The organism is Pseudomonas sp. BT76 TE3572, assembly GCF_050435365.1.
In the GTDB taxonomy this organism is placed as follows: domain Bacteria; phylum Pseudomonadota; class Gammaproteobacteria; order Pseudomonadales; family Pseudomonadaceae; genus Aquipseudomonas; species Aquipseudomonas fluorescens_W.
On sequence record NZ_JBNDKE010000001.1, the window covers coordinates 3,537,627 to 3,555,775 of the forward strand.

The 18,149-nt window shown below is 58.0% G+C and carries 15 protein-coding genes and 3 tRNA genes; 1 reads left to right on the forward strand and 17 read right to left on the reverse strand.

The genetic code is table 11. The features are described 5' to 3' along the window. Nucleotides 1-99: 99 nt before the first annotated feature. From ABH912_RS16185 to ABH912_RS16200, 4 genes are all read right to left on the reverse strand, one after another. Nucleotides 100-2,130, reverse strand: a complete 2,031-nt coding sequence (locus ABH912_RS16185) for a methyl-accepting chemotaxis protein (RefSeq protein WP_429511113.1) — start codon at nucleotides 2,128-2,130, stop codon at nucleotides 100-102. Between the two features lie 201 nt (nucleotides 2,131-2,331). Further along, nucleotides 2,332-3,168 carry a regulatory signaling modulator protein AmpE gene (gene ampE / locus ABH912_RS16190; protein ID WP_033058108.1) on the reverse strand — a complete coding sequence of 279 codons (837 nt, stop codon included), beginning with the start codon at nucleotides 3,166-3,168 and terminating at the stop codon, nucleotides 2,332-2,334. Between the two features lie 2 nt (nucleotides 3,169-3,170). Then, nucleotides 3,171-3,740 (reverse strand): 1,6-anhydro-N-acetylmuramyl-L-alanine amidase AmpD, encoded by a 570-nt coding sequence (gene ampD, locus ABH912_RS16195; protein ID WP_033058110.1) that lies wholly within the window; start codon nucleotides 3,738-3,740, stop codon nucleotides 3,171-3,173. Nucleotides 3,741-3,804: 64 nt separating this feature from the next. Then, on the reverse strand, nucleotides 3,805-6,015 hold the full coding sequence (locus ABH912_RS16200) for a DUF1631 domain-containing protein (RefSeq protein ID WP_429511114.1): 2,211 nt from the start codon (nucleotides 6,013-6,015) through the stop codon (nucleotides 3,805-3,807). 283 nt (nucleotides 6,016-6,298) lie between these two features. Here ABH912_RS16200 and nadC point away from each other — a divergent pair, with 283 nt between their 5' ends. Beyond that, on the forward strand, nucleotides 6,299-7,147 hold the full coding sequence (gene nadC, locus ABH912_RS16205) for a carboxylating nicotinate-nucleotide diphosphorylase (protein ID WP_429511115.1): 849 nt from the start codon (nucleotides 6,299-6,301) through the stop codon (nucleotides 7,145-7,147). A gap of 50 nt (nucleotides 7,148-7,197) precedes the next feature. Here nadC and ABH912_RS16210 read toward each other — a convergent pair whose 3' ends face one another. The 13 genes from ABH912_RS16210 to tpiA all read right to left on the reverse strand — a co-directional run bounded on the left by ABH912_RS16210 (nucleotide 7,198) and on the right by tpiA (nucleotide 18,129). Continuing rightward, on the reverse strand, nucleotides 7,198-7,503 hold the full coding sequence (locus ABH912_RS16210) for a DUF6388 family protein (RefSeq protein ID WP_046046051.1): 306 nt from the start codon (nucleotides 7,501-7,503) through the stop codon (nucleotides 7,198-7,200). 136 nt (nucleotides 7,504-7,639) lie between these two features. Then, nucleotides 7,640-7,712: transfer RNA gene (locus ABH912_RS16215), tRNA-Thr, on the reverse strand. A gap of 139 nt (nucleotides 7,713-7,851) precedes the next feature. After that, nucleotides 7,852-9,957, reverse strand: coding sequence for a polyribonucleotide nucleotidyltransferase (gene pnp, locus ABH912_RS16220; protein WP_008024453.1), 2,106 nt, complete (start codon nucleotides 9,955-9,957; stop codon nucleotides 7,852-7,854). A 197-nt stretch (nucleotides 9,958-10,154) separates the two neighbouring features. Then, nucleotides 10,155-10,424 carry a 30S ribosomal protein S15 gene (gene rpsO / locus ABH912_RS16225; RefSeq protein WP_003177875.1) on the reverse strand — a complete coding sequence of 90 codons (270 nt, stop codon included), beginning with the start codon at nucleotides 10,422-10,424 and terminating at the stop codon, nucleotides 10,155-10,157. 117 nt (nucleotides 10,425-10,541) lie between these two features. Then, nucleotides 10,542-11,459: a tRNA pseudouridine(55) synthase TruB gene (gene truB, locus ABH912_RS16230; RefSeq protein ID WP_008149014.1), complete on the reverse strand. Its 918-nt coding sequence runs from the start codon at nucleotides 11,457-11,459 to the stop codon at nucleotides 10,542-10,544. Nucleotides 11,460-11,462: 3 nt separating this feature from the next. Beyond that, nucleotides 11,463-11,864, reverse strand: coding sequence for a 30S ribosome-binding factor RbfA (rbfA, locus tag ABH912_RS16235; protein ID WP_008149016.1), 402 nt, complete (start codon nucleotides 11,862-11,864; stop codon nucleotides 11,463-11,465). A 159-nt stretch (nucleotides 11,865-12,023) separates the two neighbouring features. Continuing rightward, complete coding sequence (gene infB, locus ABH912_RS16240; RefSeq protein ID WP_033058116.1) at nucleotides 12,024-14,552, reverse strand: translation initiation factor IF-2; 2,529 nt, start codon at nucleotides 14,550-14,552, stop codon at nucleotides 12,024-12,026. Between the two features lie 27 nt (nucleotides 14,553-14,579). Continuing rightward, entirely contained in the window at nucleotides 14,580-16,061 is a 1,482-nt protein-coding gene (gene nusA, locus ABH912_RS16245; RefSeq protein WP_008024459.1) for a transcription termination factor NusA, read from the reverse strand. Nucleotides 16,062-16,108: 47 nt separating this feature from the next. Continuing rightward, nucleotides 16,109-16,567, reverse strand: coding sequence for a ribosome maturation factor RimP (gene rimP, locus ABH912_RS16250; protein WP_010463487.1), 459 nt, complete (start codon nucleotides 16,565-16,567; stop codon nucleotides 16,109-16,111). 138 nt (nucleotides 16,568-16,705) lie between these two features. Beyond that, nucleotides 16,706-16,782: transfer RNA gene (locus ABH912_RS16255), tRNA-Met, on the reverse strand. A gap of 96 nt (nucleotides 16,783-16,878) precedes the next feature. After that, a tRNA-Leu gene (locus tag ABH912_RS16260) sits at nucleotides 16,879-16,964 on the reverse strand. Between the two features lie 21 nt (nucleotides 16,965-16,985). Further along, the gene (gene secG, locus ABH912_RS16265) at nucleotides 16,986-17,369 is read right to left on the reverse strand and encodes a preprotein translocase subunit SecG (protein WP_017336473.1); all 384 of its coding nucleotides are present in this window, start codon (nucleotides 17,367-17,369) and stop codon (nucleotides 16,986-16,988) included. Nucleotides 17,370-17,373: 4 nt separating this feature from the next. Then, nucleotides 17,374-18,129: a triose-phosphate isomerase gene (gene tpiA / locus ABH912_RS16270; RefSeq protein ID WP_033058118.1), complete on the reverse strand. Its 756-nt coding sequence runs from the start codon at nucleotides 18,127-18,129 to the stop codon at nucleotides 17,374-17,376. Nucleotides 18,130-18,149: the final 20 nt, after the last annotated feature.

Consider the following 18,149-nt stretch of genomic DNA (forward strand, 5'->3'; position numbering starts at 1 on the left):
CAGATAACGGAGGAAAACCGGACATTGCCGACCTGAAGAGGAAACAAATACTACAGATTGTGCGCAAGCCCACTCCCACACTCGATCCGATGTGTGACATCAAACCCGGAACGCGCTGATCAACTGCTTCAACTCCACCACCTGGGCCGACAACGCACGACTGGCGTCCTCGGTCTGGTGTGCACCTTCGGCTGTACGCTCACCGGCGCGGTTGATTTCGACAATATTCTGGTCGATGTCATGGGCCACGGCGGTCTGCTGCTCTACCGCGGCGGCAATTTGCTGGTTCTGATCGACGATCATGCCGACGGCACCGAGGATGTTTTCCAGCGCTTGCTGAACCTTTTCCGACTGACCCACCGTGCCGCTGGCCATCTGATGACTGGTCCCCATCGCTTTCACCGCAGCGCCGACACCGCTGTGCAGCTTGGCGATCATCTGCTCGATTTCCTCGGTCGATTGCTGGGTGCGCTTGGCCAGGGTCCGGACCTCGTCCGCCACCACCGCAAAACCACGCCCCTGCTCACCGGCCCGAGCGGCTTCGATGGCGGCGTTGAGGGCCAGAAGGTTGGTCTGTTCGGCGATGCTTTTGATCACCTCCAGCACGCGGCTGATGGACTGGCTGTCGCTGGCCAGTTGATTGATCACCAGCACCGACTGATCGATCTCACTGGCAAGGGCTGCGATGCTGCCTTGCTGGGATTCCACCAGCCCGCGACCGCTGATGGTCTCGTCGTTGACGCTGTGTGCGCTGCTGACCGCTGCCGCGGCACTGCGTGCAACCTCAAGTGAGGTGGCAGACATCTGGTTCATGGCCGTGGCGACCTGTTCGATCTGCGTGCGCTGCCCCGCCACCGCCTGGTTGCTCTGGGCGGAAACGTTTTCCACCTGCCCGGCCTGGCGCTCGACCTCACTGACGGTCTGGCCGACCCGCTCGATCAGGTCATGGATTTTCTTCACGGTGCCGTTGAACACCTCACCCAACTCACCCAGTTCATCGCGGCTATTGGCGCTGAAGGTCACCGTCATGTCGCCGGCCGCGACTTTGTCCATCACCGCGCCAAGACGCTTGAGGGTGGTGCGGGTCGAGGCGTAGAAGCCGCCGTAGAGGTAAAAAATCAGCACAAACACCACCGACAACGCCACGGCCTGCAAGACCATGTGGGTGCGGTTCTGCTCCAGTCGCTGTTGCAGCTGGGTGCCAAGAAACTTCAGCGTGGCTTCGTTGAGTTGGTACGTCTGGTCCATCAGGCCCGTGACCTGATCGTAAAAGCCCTGCCACGGCGCATCGAGCGTGTCGGCCATCACCACCTGCTCTTCGAACAGTTCACTGGCCTTTTTCAACGACGCCTTGCTGCTATCGGCCTGAGCGGCCAGGGTTTCACGTGCCGCTTTGCTGGAACCCAGCGCGTCTTGCAACTTCAGGGCATATTCGGCGTGCAGTTTTTCGATCTGCGCCAGCAACTCATCAAAACGGGTACTCGATGCCGAGTTGAGAAAACCCTGCCCCAGCGAAAAAGAGCCCATTGCCCGACCTTCACCCAGAAGCTGAGTCACGGGCGGGGTGACATTGGTAATGAGTTCGCTCAGCTGGCGCATGTCGCTCTGGGTGTCGCGGCTGAGGCCGGCCTGACTGGCGATGATCTGACTGAAAATTTGCGCGTTACCGAGCAACTTGCCGATCATCGCGCTTTTGCTTTGCAGGGAGTTTTCCGCTTGCTGGGCCTTGAACGCGGCGATCATTTCATCGCGTTTGCCATCGAAAACCATGATTTGCTCGGGGTCAGCGGTCATCGCCGACAGCCCTTGCAAACGGGTCAGCACACTTTGCCCCAGGGTACTAATCTGCGACTCGACATTGCCGGCCTTGCCGGACTGACCGAGGGTGACGTTGATCTGCACAAGGTTGTTCAGGGTTTCCAGATCGCGCCGTAACGCCAGGCTGCTGCCCAGCAGGTCGAGGCTTTGCAGTTCGACTCGGGTGCCTTGGAATTCGCGATAGGAATCGCGTACCAGATAGAAGTTAGTCACCAGCATCGGCACAAGGAACAGCACGCTGATCAGACTGAACTTCATGCCAAAGCTCAGGCGATTCATCAGCGCGACGGCGGGATAGAGCAAGCTCTTCACTGGAAGTCTCCCTTTGATTTCTTATTTTTATTGGCAGGCGCGGGTCGAGAGCAGATAGCCACTATTCGGCGCTGTCTCTGTATAGCTCAAATCGGCGGGAGGTTTTGTAACTTAAGGTTAACGGCAGGATACACGCGGACCGGTAGCAGCTGGCGCAGCCTGCGTCAGGCTGCGTCAGGCTGCTACAGGGGGTCAGTGTGCTTACGGAAGGACGGTCCACAACGCAAAACCGGCGTACCAGAGCACCGCCGCGCGCAGCAACAGTTCCCAGATCCGGTCGAGGCTGTTGATGCCGTCTGGCCCGACCACCGGTGCCGGGATTTCACCGGCCACCAGCCCGACCTTCTCGATCAATTGGGCGGCGCTGATGTTCCAGTTCAGCAGTTCGTGCAACATCACTCGGCTGACCGCGACAAAGTTGCCGACCAACGCAAAACTCGCCGCCAACAAACGCACCGGCAGCCAATCGAACGCATGACGTAGTTTTGCCGCGCGCTCGACCACGGCCGGATTCTGCCCGTGTTCTTCGGCCAGGGCCAGCAGGCGATAGCTCAGGGCGGCGACCGGGCCCAGCAGGAAGTACCAGAAAATCACTGCGAAAAAGCTCTGATAAGCCTCCCACAGCAGATGCCCTTCGACCCGTTCCAGCAATTGTTCGCCACTATCGGCGCAAATACCCAGGTCGCGGTTCGCCACATGAGCGGCCGCTTGCAGGTCTTCCCGGCGCCAGGCATCGCGAAACGGCCCGAGACCGGCCAGCAGATCACCGCGACCGAGACTGTAAATCACCACCAGCAGGTGCACCGGCAAGGCCAGCAGACCGTAAGCCACCGGGTCCAGTACCAACAGCAGCAAACCCAGCAGTGCCACTGGCAACAACACCAGTACGACCAAGATCAGCCACGGACTTTTCGCCAGACGCGGATTGACCTCAAGCTTGTTCAGCTCGCGAACCCATCCACCATCGCGCTGAATCCGATGACGCAGGGCCGAGAACTTCTCGATCCAGACCGCCAACAGCAACACCAGAAAACTCATTGTTACTCCTTACTTTCCAGAGCAGCTTTTGCCAGGGCCGCTCGATAGCGTGCCCAGTCGAACGCCGGCCCCGGATCGGTTTTACGCCCGGGTGCGATGTCGCTATGCCCGCAGATGCGCTGTGCGGTGATGGCCGTGAAGGCGCTTTGCAGCTGCCGGGTCAAGGTCGTCAACGCTTGATACTGAGCGTCGGTGAACGGCAGATCATCCGTGCCTTCAAGTTCGATGCCCACGGAAAAATCGTTACAGGTTTCCCGACCTTCAAAACTCGAGACGCCGGCATGCCAGGCACGCTCAAGACAAGAGACAAACTGAGTGACGGTGCCGTCACGTTCGATCAGAAAATGCGCAGACACACGCAGGTCGGCGATCCCTTCAAAGTAGGGATGCTCCGTGACATCCAGACGATTCTGGAAAAATTCCTGCACCTTGCCGGTAGCGAACTGCGCTGGCGGCAGGCTGATGTTGTGGATCACCAGCAGGGAAATTTCGCCCGAGGGGCGCGCATTGAAGTTGGGCGAGGGGCAAATATCTACGCCCTGACACCAACCGCTCGCGGGGTCCAACTGCATAAAGGTTCCTTCAACGACGACTGTGTAGGCGCCCAGTATGCCGCGATAGACCCTCGGGGCGCGATCACTTGCCGCGATTGAGGCGCCGCAGGTTGCCGATCACCGACTCCAGCGCCCGGTCGAACAGCAAGGTGTCATCCAGCGCGCGCACCGCGCCACGACGGAATTCCAGCGCCAGGCCGATGCGGCTGCGCTCCAGCACTTTCATCCCGGTGCGATTGACGAAAATATACTTGCCGGTGGCTTCAATGATCGCCGCCAGCTTGCAGCGAAGGGTGTTTTCCTCATCTTCCTGAAACTCGACCCAGCCCCCCAACCGCAGTTGATCGACCTGAAGCAGACCGGCATCGTCCTCCGGCAAGCGCACTGAAGCCGTATCGACTGGCCCTTCGTCCGCGGTTCGCAGGACGACTTGCTGCCGCACTTCGACCATTACCGGTGTTTTGACAGACTGCTCAAGCTTTTGCCCAGGACGTTCGAACAGTTGAACGTGCAAGGCTTCCAGCTCACTGAAAAATTCGCTGGTGGCGAACGGATCGAAGGCCGAACTGCTCAGCCCGTCGCGCAACGACTTGAGTAACCCTGGCACCAGCGCCAACAAGCGCAGGCTCGCACCGGGTTCATCATGACGCTGCACGCTCCAGATCAATTGCTCCATGGACTGCACATCGGCGTGCCACTCGGCCGACTGATCGCCGTGCTTGAGACAGGTCAGCAGCAACACCTGGCTCCAGGCTTCCTGTACAAACACCACCACCCGTTGCGGCAATACTTTGCCCAACAAGGCCTGATTCAGCACCTGCTCGACGCGCTGACGGGCCAGTTCAGTCCTGGCACGGCCTTCTTCGGCGTCACGGGTACGTTGCTCCAGCAGATCACTGCGACGGCGCTCGTCGCTGGTGAAGGCGAGAAAATCCGCGAGCAATTCGGAAAAGACCGCCGGATCATCGACAAAATCATTCAGCAACCGTTGCACCACTTGCTCGATGCGCAGATACAGGCTGTCGCGCTCATGATCATCGCACTCACCCCAGCCCATGGCTGCGTTGGCGATTTCATTGAGCAGGCGCCGGGCCGGGTGACTGCTGCGGCTGAAGAAGCTCTTGTCGAGCACCGCCACTTTCAGCATCGGGATCTGCAAACGGCCGATCAACGCCTTGAGCGAGTCCGGCAGGTTGCGGTCATCGAGAATGCATTCGAAGAGCATGGCGATCAGGTTGATCACGTCTTCGTCAGCCACCCCGACCACGCGTGACTTGCCACTTTTAACGCTGACCCGGGTCAGCAGCTGTTCGAGCTGGTTTCGCAGATCGAAGTCATCCTGGGCTGCCGGCGCCGGCACGTATTGCTGCAAGTGCGAGAGCAGGCGCATGAGGTCACGGGTGGAAATCGGCTGGGTCTGGGCACTGGCTTCGAGCGTTGGCGCGACACTGCCACGCACATGAAACAGCAACTCCTGCAACGCCGCGAAGACTTCCTGCACGCTGTCGTCGGTCGGCGGGCCACCGACGCGAGTGCTGGCCTGTGCGGGTTCAGTACCGACGCTGGCAGCCGCACGATCCGTGGACCGACGCGCAGGGGCGGGCTTGAGATCAGGCAGAACACCGGTGGCGGCCAGCAACTGATTGGCTTCGGCGTACAGCTGATTGGCATCCCTGAGTACATAGCGTTCGAACAGTTTGAGGATGATCAGCTTGACCTTGATTTCCACCCCCAGGTTGCGCCCGGCCTGCATAAAGTACTCGCAGAGCATCGCCGGCCCCATGGGATTGTGCCGATCGAGCAGTTCCCTGCCCAGCAGTGCGCTGAGTCGGGCGGTCAGTTGGTCCAGGGCGAAGCCGTCGCGGTTCAGCACTTTGCTGACCATCGCTTCCACTGCCACGCTGCGCTCCATGTCGTCATTGGGCTGCGCCACCGAGGCGTCGAAGGCCAACGCCTGGGGCAAGGCAGACTGAGTGGTGTCGTACTGGGTAAGGCTGACAAAGGCCTCGAAGAATTGTTCGAGAAAGCCGCGCTCGATGTTTTTGCGCTTGAGGCGCAAGTCACGCATGGCTTCGAAGAACAGGTTCTGTTCGACGTCATTACGGGCCCGGTCGGCCATTTCGAACAGCGTGTCGTCGGCGTTATCGAACAGTTCCTGCAAGCCCTGCCTGAGCTGTTGGGCGGCCTTGTCGCGAACCTGAAGCAGAATCACAGGCAGGCGGGCGAGCGGCGAGGGAGTCGCCTGGTCGGTAGCAACCTTGTGCAAAGGCACTACATTCCCGTCGTTGTGCATTCAGGCCTCCTGAAACGGTGAGTCTTCGAAGTCGTCCATTCAAATCTACGTCAAAGCCATGACGTCAAAAGCAAGGCGGATTATCTTGCAAAAGATGCCCCCTCTACCAGCAGACTCTGCGTTTCCCATTGAAATAGACGCTTATGGCAGACGCAGACTTAGGGCCGATTGCTCAGGCGAATCGACCAAATGCAGGTTTCAGAGCGATGGGAACGCCTCTGATGCCTTGGGTTGCCCAGCGCCATGGCCCTATAATCGGGCCACTTTGTTTGTGGAGTCCGTTATGCCGAATCTACGTCTCGCCGATTTGACCGCCGAAATCGAAGCCAACGTGCGCCGTGCGTTGCTCGAAGACATCGGCAGCGGCGACATCACCGCACAGCTGATCCCGGCCGAACGCCTGGCCAAAGCCACGATCATCACCCGCGACGCTGCTGTCATCTGCGGCACAGCCTGGGTTGATACTGTGTTTCGGCAGCTGGACCCACGAGTTGCTGTGCACTGGCAGGTGTCCGATGGCGAGCGGGTGAAACCCAATCAGGTGCTGTTCCACCTCGAAGGCCCGGCGCGCTCGCTACTGACGGGCGAACGCAGCGCACTGAACTTCCTGCAACTGCTTTCGGGTGTGGCCACTCGCGCGCAATACCTGGCGGATTTTGTCGCCGAGACCCAGGTGAAGTTGCTCGACACCCGTAAAACCTTACCGGGGCTGCGTCTGGCGCAGAAGTACGCCGTGACCTGCGGCGGTTGCCACAACCACCGCATCGGCCTGTACGACGCCTTCCTGATCAAGGAAAACCATATTGCCGCCTGCGGTGGCATCCCGGAGGCCATCAAAGCCGCGCACAAGATTGCCCCGGGCAAACCGGTGGAGATCGAAGTGGAAAGCCTGGACGAGCTGAAGGAAGCCCTGGCGGCCGGTGCCGACATCATCATGCTCGATGAGTTGAGTCTGGATGACATGCGCGAAGCCGTGCGTCTGAACGCAGGCAAGGCGAAACTGGAGGCTAGCGGCGGCATCAACGAAAGCACGCTGCTGCCTATCGCCGAGACCGGGGTGGATTACATCTCGATTGGTGCGATGACCAAGGATGTGAAGGCTGTCGATCTGTCGATGCGTCTGAGCCTTTGATAACGCCTGCGTGAATGAAAAACGCCAGCCTCGTGAGGCTGGCGTTTTTATCAGACCACCAGATTATTCATCTCGCAGTACTCTTCCCACTCGACACCCAACACCTCGGCCGCCTCCTTGTGCAGAACAAGGCGCGCAGCCTCGAACTCTTCCGGAGTCGAGGTGTACTTGAGCGTCAGCTCCCACGGCTGTAAGCCCTGAGACTCTGCTTCGTCTTCGAACGCCCACTGGATCTGGTCTTTCTGATCGTCGGCGGGCAAGTCCTTGATCTCTTCGGCTAGCTGGGGCGATTCCAGCAAGTACTTCTTCAGCGCTTCTGCGTGTCTGGCTTCTTGGGTCAATTCTTTAACGGTCATGGCGTTCTCTTTGATCTGGGGAATGGAAGATGGATCTGGATCATCAAGGATCTCTCTGACGCAAAAAACCGTTTGAAGCCCGGTTTGTCTGGCCTTCAGAACCATTCGGGATCATCTGAAAACAACGTGTCGCTCGTGCCCGAGACAGGAATCGAACCTGCGACCTTCGCGTTACGAGTGCGCTGCTCTACCAACTGAGCTACACGGGCAGTGGGCTAAACCTAGCACTGACTTTGGGGTCAGGCAACTTCATGACTCGTCTCATTTTTTTGCAGGCAAAAAAATGCCCCGCAGCTTGCACTGCGGGGCATTTTTTATAACGTTGAAGCGGTCAGGCGTGGGGAGTGATTAAACGCCCGAAGCCTTGGCTGCTGCTACGTCTTTGATGGACAGCTTGATACGGCCGCGGTTGTCCACGTCCAGTACCAGTACTTCCACTTCCTGGCCTTCTTTCAGGATGTCGGTCACTTTCTCAACGCGAGCGTCGCTCAGCATCGAGATGTGAACCAGACCGTCCTTGCCAGGCAGGATGTTGACGAATGCGCCGAAGTCGACGATGCGCTCAACCTTACCGACGTAGATCTTGCCGATTTCAGCTTCAGCGGTGATGCCCAGGACGCGCTGACGTGCTGCTTCAGCCGCTTCCTTGGTTTCGCCGAAGATCTTGATCGAGCCGTCGTCTTCGATGTCGATCGAAGCCTTGGTCTCTTCACAGATCGCACGAATGGTCGCGCCGCCTTTACCGATGACATCACGGATTTTGTCGGTGTCGATTTTCATCGCGATCATGGTCGGAGCGTTTTCCGACAGTTCGGTACGCGACTGGCCAATGATCTGGTTCATCTGACCGAGGATGTTCAGGCGCGCTTCCAGGGCTTGGCCCAGAGCGATCTCCATGATTTCTTCGGTGATGCCTTTGATCTTGATGTCCATCTGCAGCGCGGTAACACCTTTGGCGGTACCGGCTACTTTGAAGTCCATGTCGCCCAGGTGGTCTTCGTCACCCAGGATGTCGGTCAGGACGGCGAACTTCTCGCCTTCTTTAACCAGACCCATGGCGATACCGGCAACCGGTGCCTTCATCGGAACGCCGGCGTCCATCAGAGCCAGGGAAGCGCCGCAGACCGAAGCCATGGAGCTCGAACCGTTGGACTCGGTGATTTCCGATACCACACGGATGGTGTACGGGAACACGTCGGCAGCAGGCAGCATGGCCTGAACCGAACGACGGGCCAGACGGCCGTGACCGATTTCGCGACGACCAGCGCCACCCATGCGACCACACTCACCTACCGAGAACGGAGGGAAGTTGTAGTGCAGCATGAACGGGTCTTTTTTCTCGCCTTCCAGGGTGTCCAGCAGCTGTGCGTCACGGGCAGTACCCAGCGTTGCAACAACCAGAGCCTGAGTTTCGCCACGGGTGAACAGAGCCGAACCGTGGGTCTTTGGCAGAACACCGACTTCGATGTTCAACGGACGTACGGTCTTGGTGTCGCGACCGTCGATACGTGGCTTGCCGTTTACGATGTTTTCGCGAACGGTGCGGTATTCGATTTCGCCGAAAGCCGCTTTGACTTCGCTGGAGGAAGGCTGACCTTCTTCACCGGACAGCTTGGCAACGACCTGGTCTTTCAGCTCACCCAGGCGAGCGTAACGGTCGGCCTTGATGGTGATGGTGTAAGCCTGGGAGATCGCGTCGCCGAACTCGGCACGGATAGCGCCCAGCAGAGCAGTGGCTTCTGGCTGTGGAGCCCAGGTCCAGGTCGGCTTGGCAGCTTCAGCGGCCAGTTCTTTAACGGCGTTGATCACAACCTGGAACTCGTCGTGAGCAAACAGTACCGCACCCAGCATCTGGTCTTCGGTCAGCTCTTTGGCTTCCGATTCAACCATCAACACGGCTTCCGAAGTACCGGCAACGACCATGTCCAGGCTCGACGCTTTCAGTTGTTCGTAAGTCGGGTTCAGCAGATAGCCGGTGCTTTCGTGGAACGCAACGCGGGCAGCGCCGATCGGGCCATCGAAAGGAATGCCGGAGATGGCCAGCGCAGCCGAGGTACCGATCATCGCAGCGATGTCCGGATCGGTCTTCTTGCTGGTGGAAACGACGGTGCAGACAACCTGCACTTCGTTCATGAAGCCTTCTGGGAACAGCGGACGGATCGGACGGTCGATCAGTCGGGAAGTCAGGGTTTCTTTCTCGGAAGGACGGCCTTCACGCTTGAAGAAACCGCCAGGGATCTTACCGGCAGCGTAAGTTTTTTCCTGGTAGTGAACAGACAGAGGGAAGAAGCCCTTGCCTGGATCGGCTTGCTTGGCGCCGACCACAGTCACCAACACGCTGACGTCGTCGTCAACGGTGACCAATACTGCGCCGGAGGCCTGACGGGCGATACGGCCAGTCTCGAGGGTAACGGTCGACTGACCGAACTGGAATTTTTTGATTACCGGGTTCACGGTGTCCTACCTTCTTTTGTGGCTCTTGGGGAACTTGTCTTCTTGCGAAATTCTTGGGCAACGCCGGGAATCGGCCCGACTGTCATTGTCCAGGTAAAGCAGGTATCCAGATAAAACTTGAGGCTGGGAGCCTGCCATGCGCCAGCGGGAAACCCGCTGACGTACGACAGACAACCAACCTCTAGCGCAATCGCTTATTAGCGACGCAGACCCAGGCGACCGATCAGAGTCTGATAACGACCCAGATCCTTGCCTTTCAGGTAGTCCAGCAGCTTACGACGCTGGTTTACCATGCGGATCAGACCACGACGGGAGTGGTGATCTTTACCGTTGGCCTTGAAGTGACCTTGCAGCTTGTTGATGTTGTGGGTCAGCAGTGCAACTTGCACTTCTGGCGAACCAGTGTCACCAACAGCTTGCTGGTAGTCAGCTACGATTTGAGCTTTTTCTTGAACGTCGAGAGCCATGAGGCAATCCTTTTATCAGGAAACTGTTTCAAAGAAACAGCTTCAACAGGCCAGGGACAAATCCCTGTATCTAAAAATGAGTAGTGACCGTGCCTGTTAACAGCCACACTCGTTCGGTCATTCTGACCGAATCAGTCGACGTGGCGCGATGCGCCCGTCTTCGCTCACTTCACCGATACCGATGAAGCGACCATTGTGATCCTGTACCCGTACCATGCCGAACTTCGGTGCATCCGGGGCTCGTACCGGTTGGCCGTTAAGCCAGTAGAACGAGCTGTGCTCCGAGAACTGCAACAGTGGCCAATCCAGCAGGCCGCTGTCCGATGGCATCAGGAAGCGGTCGACCGCTTCGTTGCCGCCTTCGGCATGTACCGCTTCCAACTCTTCCAGCGTGACCGTCTGGGCCAGCGTGAAAGGCCCGGCCTGGGTACGTCGCAGTTCAGCAACGTAAGCGCCACAACCGAGTTGCTCACCGATATCCTCCACCAGGGTGCGGATATAGGTACCTTTGGTGCAATCCACTGCAAGCCGCGCAGTATCACCTTCAAAGGCCAGTAATTCCAAGCGCGTAATAGTAACAGAACGCGGTTCGCGCTCCACTACTTCACCTGCCCGGGCCAGCTTGTACAACGGCTGGCCATCACGTTTGAGCGCCGAGTACATGGGCGGTATCTGACTGATTTGCCCACGAAATTTCGGCAGTACCGCTTCGACATCGGCGCGACCAACGGTCACCGGGCGCTCCAGCAAAACATCACCCTCGGCATCGGCCGTGGTGGTGGTCTTGCCCAGTTGCGCCAGAGTCTCGTAACCCTTGTCGGAATCGAGCAGGTATTGCGAAAACTTGGTGGCCTCACCGAAGCACAACGGCAACACGCCGGTGGCCAGCGGATCGAGACTGCCGGTGTGCCCGGCCTTCTCGGCGTTCAGTAGCCAGCGGACCTTCTGCAACGCCGCATTGGAGGTGAACCCCAGTGGCTTGTCGAGCAGGATGATGCCGCTGACGTTACGACGGATACGTTTGACCTGAGCCACCGATTACTCCTTGGTGTCTTCGGCTTCTGCCGCAACCGGATGCTGATTGTCTTCAGCCACTGCACGTTCGATCAATGCCGACAGATGAGCACCACGCACGACGCTTTCGTCATAGTGGAAGTGCAACTGCGGAACGCTGCGCAACTTCATTTCGCGAGCCAGCTGCATGCGCAGGAAACCGGCGGCGGAGTTGAGCACCTTGATGCTTTGCGCGATGTCTTCAGCGTTATCCTGACCCATCACGGTGATGAAGATCTTGGCGTGACCGACGTCACGGCTGACTTCAACAGCGGTAATGGTGACCAGGCCGACGCGCGGGTCTTTGACTTCACGACGGATCAGCTGTGCCAGCTCACGCTGCATCTGATCGCCGATACGTTGGGTACGGCTGTATTCTTTTGCCATGTCTTGTTACCTGTTACTGCCCCACGGTGAAACCCGAAGGGTCTGAAAGCGGCAAACGCCCGGCCTGACAAAAGCCAGACCGGGCGTTGCGTTTAGAGTCCTGACGCTGTGTCGCGCATCTGCATGCGGCGGCTCATCGTGGCCCTTGAAGTGCGCGAGTTAGAGGCTGCGAGCAACCTGAACCTTCTCGAAGACTTCGATCTTGTCACCGACTTTGACGTCGTTGTAGCTCTTCACGCCGATACCGCATTCCATGCCGGCACGTACTTCGGAAGCGTCATCCTTGAAGCGGCGCAGGGATTCCAGCTCGCCTTCGAAGATAACGATGTCTTCACGCAGTACACGGATTGGACGGTTACGGTGAACAACACCTTCGATAACCATGCAACCGGCGATCGCGCCAAACTTCGGCGAACGGAACACGTCACGCACTTCAGCGGTACCCAGGATGTTCTCGCGAACATCGCTGCCCAGCATACCGGTGAGGGCTTTCTTGACGTCTTCGATGATGTCGTAGATCACGTTGTAGTAACGCATATCCAGACCTTCCTGCTCGACGATCTTGCGAGCGCCAGCATCGGCACGCACGTTGAAGCCGAACAGTACAGCGTTGGAAGCCAGTGCCAGGTTGGCGTCGGACTCGGTGATACCACCGACACCGCCACCGACAACACGCACTTGCACTTCGTCGTTACCCAGGCCGTTCAAGGCACCGTTCAACGCTTCCAGCGAACCACGGACGTCGGATTTGAGGACGATGTTGAGCGTCTTCTTCTCTTCCTGACCCATGTTCTCGAAGATGTTTTCAAGCTTGCCAGCGTGAGCACGGGCCAGTTTGACTTCGCGGAACTTGCCTTGACGGAACAGAGCCACTTCACGGGCTTTCTTCTCGTCGGCAACTACGCTCATCTCGTCGCCAGCGTCCGGGGTACCGTCCAGGCCGAGAATCTCGACAGGGATGGAAGGACCCGCTTCCTTGATTGGCTTGCCGTTCTCGTCGAGCATGGCGCGAACGCGGCCATAGTTCGAACCGACCAGCACCATGTCGCCTTGGCGCAGGGTACCGTCTTGAACCAGAACGGTAGCAACCGGGCCACGACCTTTGTCGAGACGCGATTCAACCACAACGCCACGGCCAGGGGCCGAAGGAGTCGCTTTCAGTTCCAGGACTTCAGCTTGCAGCAGAACAGCTTCGAGCAACTCGTCCACGCCAGTACCGACTTTCGCCGAAACCGATACGAACGGGGTGTCGCCGCCCCACTCTTCCGAAGTCACGCCGTGAACCGACAGTTCGCTACGGATGCGATCGAGATCAGCGCCCGGCTTGTCGATTTTGTTCACTGCAACAACCAGCGGAACACCGGCAGCCTTGGCGTGCTGAACGGCTTCAACGGTCTGCGGCATTACGCCGTCGTCCGCTGCAACCACCAGGATCACGATGTCGGTCGCCTTGGCACCACGAGCACGCATTGCGGTAAACGCGGCGTGACCCGGGGTGTCGAGGAAGGTGACCATGCCGCGTTCGGTTTCAACGTGGTACGCACCGATGTGCTGGGTGATACCGCCGGCTTCGCCTGCAGCTACCTTGGCACGACGGATATAGTCGAGCAGCGAGGTCTTACCGTGGTCAACGTGGCCCATTACGGTCACGACTGGTGCACGGGAGAACGCTTCACCTTCAAACTTCAGGGACTCGGCCAGGGAATCTTCCAGGGCGGTGTCGCTGACCAGGGTCACTTTGTGGCCCAGCTCTTCAGCAACCAGTTGGGCAGTTTCCTGATCCAGTACCTGGTTGATGGTCGCTGGAGTACCCAGTTTGAACATGAACTTGATGATTTCAGCAGCCTTGACCGACATCTGCTGGGCGAGATCGCCAACAGTGATGGTCTCGCCGATCTTCACTTCGCGCACAACAGGGCCGGTTGGGCTCTGGAAACCGTGAGCGTTGCGTTTCTTCAGCTTGGCCTTGCCGCGACCACCACGACGGAAGCCATCGCTTTCTTCGTCGGTAGTACGTGGGGCAACGCGTGGAGCAGGCGCTTTTTCCTTGACCGAAGCACGATGCGGAGCGTTTTTGCGCTCACCATCGCCACTGCCACGACGACTGTTATCGTCGGCACGTGGTTTGTCCGGACGGCGCTGTTCGTTCTGCTTATTGCGAACATCGGCAGACGGCGCTGGAGCAGCAGCCACAACCGGCGCGCTTTCACGTACTGGCTCGGCAACTGCAGCAGGTGCTGCAACGGCGTCATTAGTAGCGGATTGCGCAGCAGCAGGCTGGCGACGCGCTTCTTCTTCGGCGCGACGCTTGGCTTCTTCTTCAGCCTTCTGACGTGCAGCATTTTCTACTGCGCGACGTTCTTCCAGTTCGCGTTTGCGCTCGGCTTCGATTTCTTCCGGGCTGCGCTGTACGAAAACTTTCTTCTTACGGACTTCAACGCTGATGCTTTTGCTGCCAGCAACACGCAGGGTGCTGGTGGTTTTACGCTGCAGCGTGATCTTGCGTGGTTCTTCCACTTTCGCCTTGTGGCTGCTTTTCAAGTGAGTCAGCAAAGATTGCTTCTCACTGTCAGTCACATGTTCTTCGGCGGCGGTGTGCGGCAGACCTGCCTCACGCATCTGCTGCAACAGGCGCTCTACCGGTGTTTTGACCTCATCGGCCAGTTGTTTCACCGTGACTTGCGTCATGCACTTCTCTCCTCAGGCCGCGCCTAATTACTCGAACCAGTGGGCTCGGGCGGCCATGATCAACTTGCCGGCACGATCATCGTCAATGCCGTCGATGTCGAGCAGGTCGTCAATAGACTGCTCGGCCAGGTCTTCGCGGGTAATTACGCCGCGCACCGCCAGTTCCATCGCCAAATCCTTGTCCATACCCTCAAGCGAGAGCAGGTCTTCGGCCGGATGGGCGTCTGCCAGCTTTTCCTCAGTAGCGATGGCTTTGGTCAACAAACGATCCTTGGCGCGAGCGCGAAGCTCGTTGACGGTTTCTTCGTCAAAGCCGTCGATGTTGAGCATTTCTTCCAACGGTACGTAGGCAATCTCTTCCAGGCTCGTAAAGCCTTCATCTACCAGCACCTGTGCCAGGTCTTCGTCGACTTCCAGCTCGTCGATGAAGTTGCGCAGGATGTCGCCGGTTTCTGCTTGCTGCTTAGCCTGGATGTCCGATTCGGTCATCACGTTCAGGGTCCAGCCAGTCAACTGGCTAGCCAGACGCACGTTCTGACCACCCCGACCAATGGCCTGAGCCAGATTGTCTGCGCCAACGGCGATGTCCATTGCATGGGCATCTTCGTCAACGATAATTGCCGCCACTTCAGCCGGCGACATTGCATTGATCACGAACTGAGCCGGGTTGTCGTCCCACAGGACGATGTCCACACGCTCACCGCCCAACTCACCCGACACTGCCTGGACGCGCGAACCGCGCATACCGATGCAAGCGCCTTGCGGGTCGATGCGTTTGTCCTTGGAGCGGACCGCGATCTTGGCGCGCGAACCCGGGTCACGGGATGCTGCCATTACTTCGATCAGGCCTTCAGCAATTTCCGGCACTTCGATGCGGAACAACTCGATCAGCATTTCCGGCGCGGTACGCGACAGGATCAGCTGCGGGCCGCGGTTCTCGGTGCGGATCTCCTTGAGCAGCGCACGCAAACGCACGCCAACCCGGAAGGTTTCGCGAGAAATGATGTCTTCGCGAGCCAGCAACGCTTCAGCGTTGTTGCCCAGGTCGACGATCACGTTGTCGCGGGTCACTTTCTTCACGGTGCCGGAGATGATTTCCCCCAGGCGCTCGCGATAGGCATCAACGACTTGAGCGCGCTCGGCTTCGCGAACTTTCTGCACGATGACTTGCTTGGCAGTCTGTGCAGCAATGCGGCCGAACTCGATGGATTCGATCTTTTCTTCGACTACATCACCAACCTGAGCACCAGGATGCGTTTCTGCAACCTTGCTCGGCCAGGTTTCGATGGCCGGATCGTCCAGGTCTGCTTCTTCGACGACCGTCCAGCGACGGAATGTCTCGTAAGCACCGGTGTGGCGATTGATTTCCACACGCAGATCGACTTCGTCCTCGAAACGTTTTTTGGTAGCAGTGGCCAGAGCCAGCTCCAGCGCTTCAAAAATTACGTTTGCCGGTACGCCCTTTTCATTGGATACCGACTCAACAACCAGCAGTACTTCTTTGCTCATCGTACGCCTCGCCTTTCGCAAGCCATTGGATCCGCGGGATCCGCGTCTCAGTCAAAACTGGGAATAATGTTGGCCTTGTCGATCATATCGATCGGCAACAGGAACTCATGGTCTTCAACCTGCACCACGACGTCCTGCTCTTCTACACCGCGCAGAAGGCCCTGAAAGTTGCGTCGGCCTTCAAAAGGCGAGCGCAGCTTGATCTTCACTTGTTCACCGGCAAATTTTGCAAACTGCTCAATAGTGAACAGCGGGCGTTCCATGCCAGGCGAGGAAACTTCAAGGGTGTATTCAACGGCGATTGGATCTTCAACATCCAGGACACCGCTGATCTGACGGCTGACAATGGCGCAATCGTCCACCAGCACACCGCCCTCTTTATCGATATAAACGCGCAACATTGAGTGGCGACCTTGAGCCGAAAACTCAATACCCCAGCATTCATAGCCTAGGGCCACGACCACCGGGGCCAGCAAGGCCTGCAACTCTTCTAGCTTGCTCGACACCTGAACCCCCTCGTGCATGTATGTGCATGCTGTGCAAAATAAAAAAATGGGCGAAACGCCCATCCTTGAAACGCCGTCGAACAGCGGCGTTGAAAGTGTCCAGCTAACAAAAAGCCCCTTAAAAGGGGCTCCTTAAACTGGTTGCGGGGGCCGGATTTGAACCGACGACCTTCGGGTTATGAGCCCGACGAGCTACCAGACTGCTCCACCCCGCGACAAAGCTGGGGCGGAAGTATACGACCGATCCCTGACAGGGTCAATGTAACCTTCCACCTACAAGAAAGCCCGCAACAGCGGGCTCTCCTGATAATTGGTACCGAGAAGGGGACTCGAACCCCTACACCCTATGGGCACAACCACCTCAAGGTTGCGTGTCTACCAATTCCACCACCTCGGCAATACTACGTTTGAAACCTTCTTACTTCTGCTCTTGAGCTGGAGGCACGTCAGTCGCTGGAGTAGCCGACTTTTGCTCTTGAAGCACCGGGACATCATCAGAAGCCGGTTGTTGCTTTGGAACTTCCAACACTGCTGGATTTGGCAAACCTACTTGAGTCAGCTGGTGAGCCTTCTCTTTAGCAAAGTAACCTAACCCTAAGCTGGTTATGAAGAAACCGGCGGCAAGTATAGCAGTAAACTTACTAAGAAAGGTAGAGGAACCTTGGCTTCCGAACACAGTATTTGAAGCACCTGCTCCGAAAGACGCGCCAGCATCCGCACCTTTACCCTGCTGCAGCAATACCAGAGCAACTACGCCCAATGCACCCAGCAGATGAAAAACGACTACGACTGTTTCCAGCATTTTTTCAGTTTCCCGCGGCGCGACAAATCGCACCGAACTCATCTGCATTCAGGGAAGCTCCACCAATGAGCCCCCCATCGATATCCGGCATGCCGAACAGTTCGACCGCATTGGCCGCCTTCACGCTGCCGCCGTATAGAAGCCGCACACCTTGTGCGACCTCAGAATTCTCTGCCGCCAACTGAGCGCGAATGGCTGCATGCACATCCTGCGCCTGTTGCGGCGAAGCAGTCAGCCCGGTACCAATGGCCCAGACCGGCTCGTAAGCAATTACTGCCTTTGCAAAGGCACCAACACCCAGCTCTTCTATGATACTGCCTAGCTGACGCCCGACAACCTCAAGAGTTTTCCCAGCCTCGCGCTCTTCAAGGGTCTCCCCTACGCACAATACCGGAATCAAGCCGCATGCCTGTGCCGCTGCGAACTTGCGAATCAGCATTCCGTCCTGCTCGCCCATTATCTGGCGGCGCTCGGAGTGCCCGACAAGCACCAGGGAACAACCTGCATCCACTAACTGACTCGGCGAAACTTCACCGGTCAATGCACCTTGCATGGATTCCACCGCAGAGTTCTGCGCGCCGACCGAAATCGACTTTTCCTTCAAGCCATCAATCACTAGATTGATATGCAAGCAAGGCGGGAATACCGCTACATCAACATCGCTCGGCAAGGCCAGATGACGAAGGCCATTGATCAGCTCAGCGACGCTGGCGCGGGTACCGTGCATCTTCCAGTTACCAGCTACCATAGGGCGACGCATGCTGTACCTCGTCGGTCAAA

Bases quoted from the DNA above. Each gene is read 5' to 3' on its own strand.
- ampE (WP_033058108.1), bottom strand. From the start codon at position 3,168: ATGAGTTTTCTGGTGTTGCTGTTGGCGGTCTGGATCGAGAAGTTCTCG.
- ampD (WP_033058110.1), bottom strand. From the start codon at position 3,740: ATGCAGTTGGACCCCGCGAGCGGTTGGTGTCAGGGCGTAGATATTTGC.
- ABH912_RS16200 (WP_429511114.1), bottom strand. From the start codon at position 6,015: ATGCACAACGACGGGAATGTAGTGCCTTTGCACAAGGTTGCTACCGAC.
- nadC (WP_429511115.1), top strand. From the start codon at position 6,299: ATGCCGAATCTACGTCTCGCCGATTTGACCGCCGAAATCGAAGCCAAC.
- ABH912_RS16210 (WP_046046051.1), bottom strand. From the start codon at position 7,503: ATGACCGTTAAAGAATTGACCCAAGAAGCCAGACACGCAGAAGCGCTG.
- rpsO (WP_003177875.1), bottom strand. From the start codon at position 10,424: ATGGCTCTCGACGTTCAAGAAAAAGCTCAAATCGTAGCTGACTACCAG.
- rbfA (WP_008149016.1), bottom strand. From the start codon at position 11,864: ATGGCAAAAGAATACAGCCGTACCCAACGTATCGGCGATCAGATGCAG.
- infB (WP_033058116.1), bottom strand. From the start codon at position 14,552: ATGACGCAAGTCACGGTGAAACAACTGGCCGATGAGGTCAAAACACCG.
- nusA (WP_008024459.1), bottom strand. From the start codon at position 16,061: ATGAGCAAAGAAGTACTGCTGGTTGTTGAGTCGGTATCCAATGAAAAG.
- secG (WP_017336473.1), bottom strand. From the start codon at position 17,369: ATGCTGGAAACAGTCGTAGTCGTTTTTCATCTGCTGGGTGCATTGGGC.
- tpiA (WP_033058118.1), bottom strand. From the start codon at position 18,129: ATGCGTCGCCCTATGGTAGCTGGTAACTGGAAGATGCACGGTACCCGC.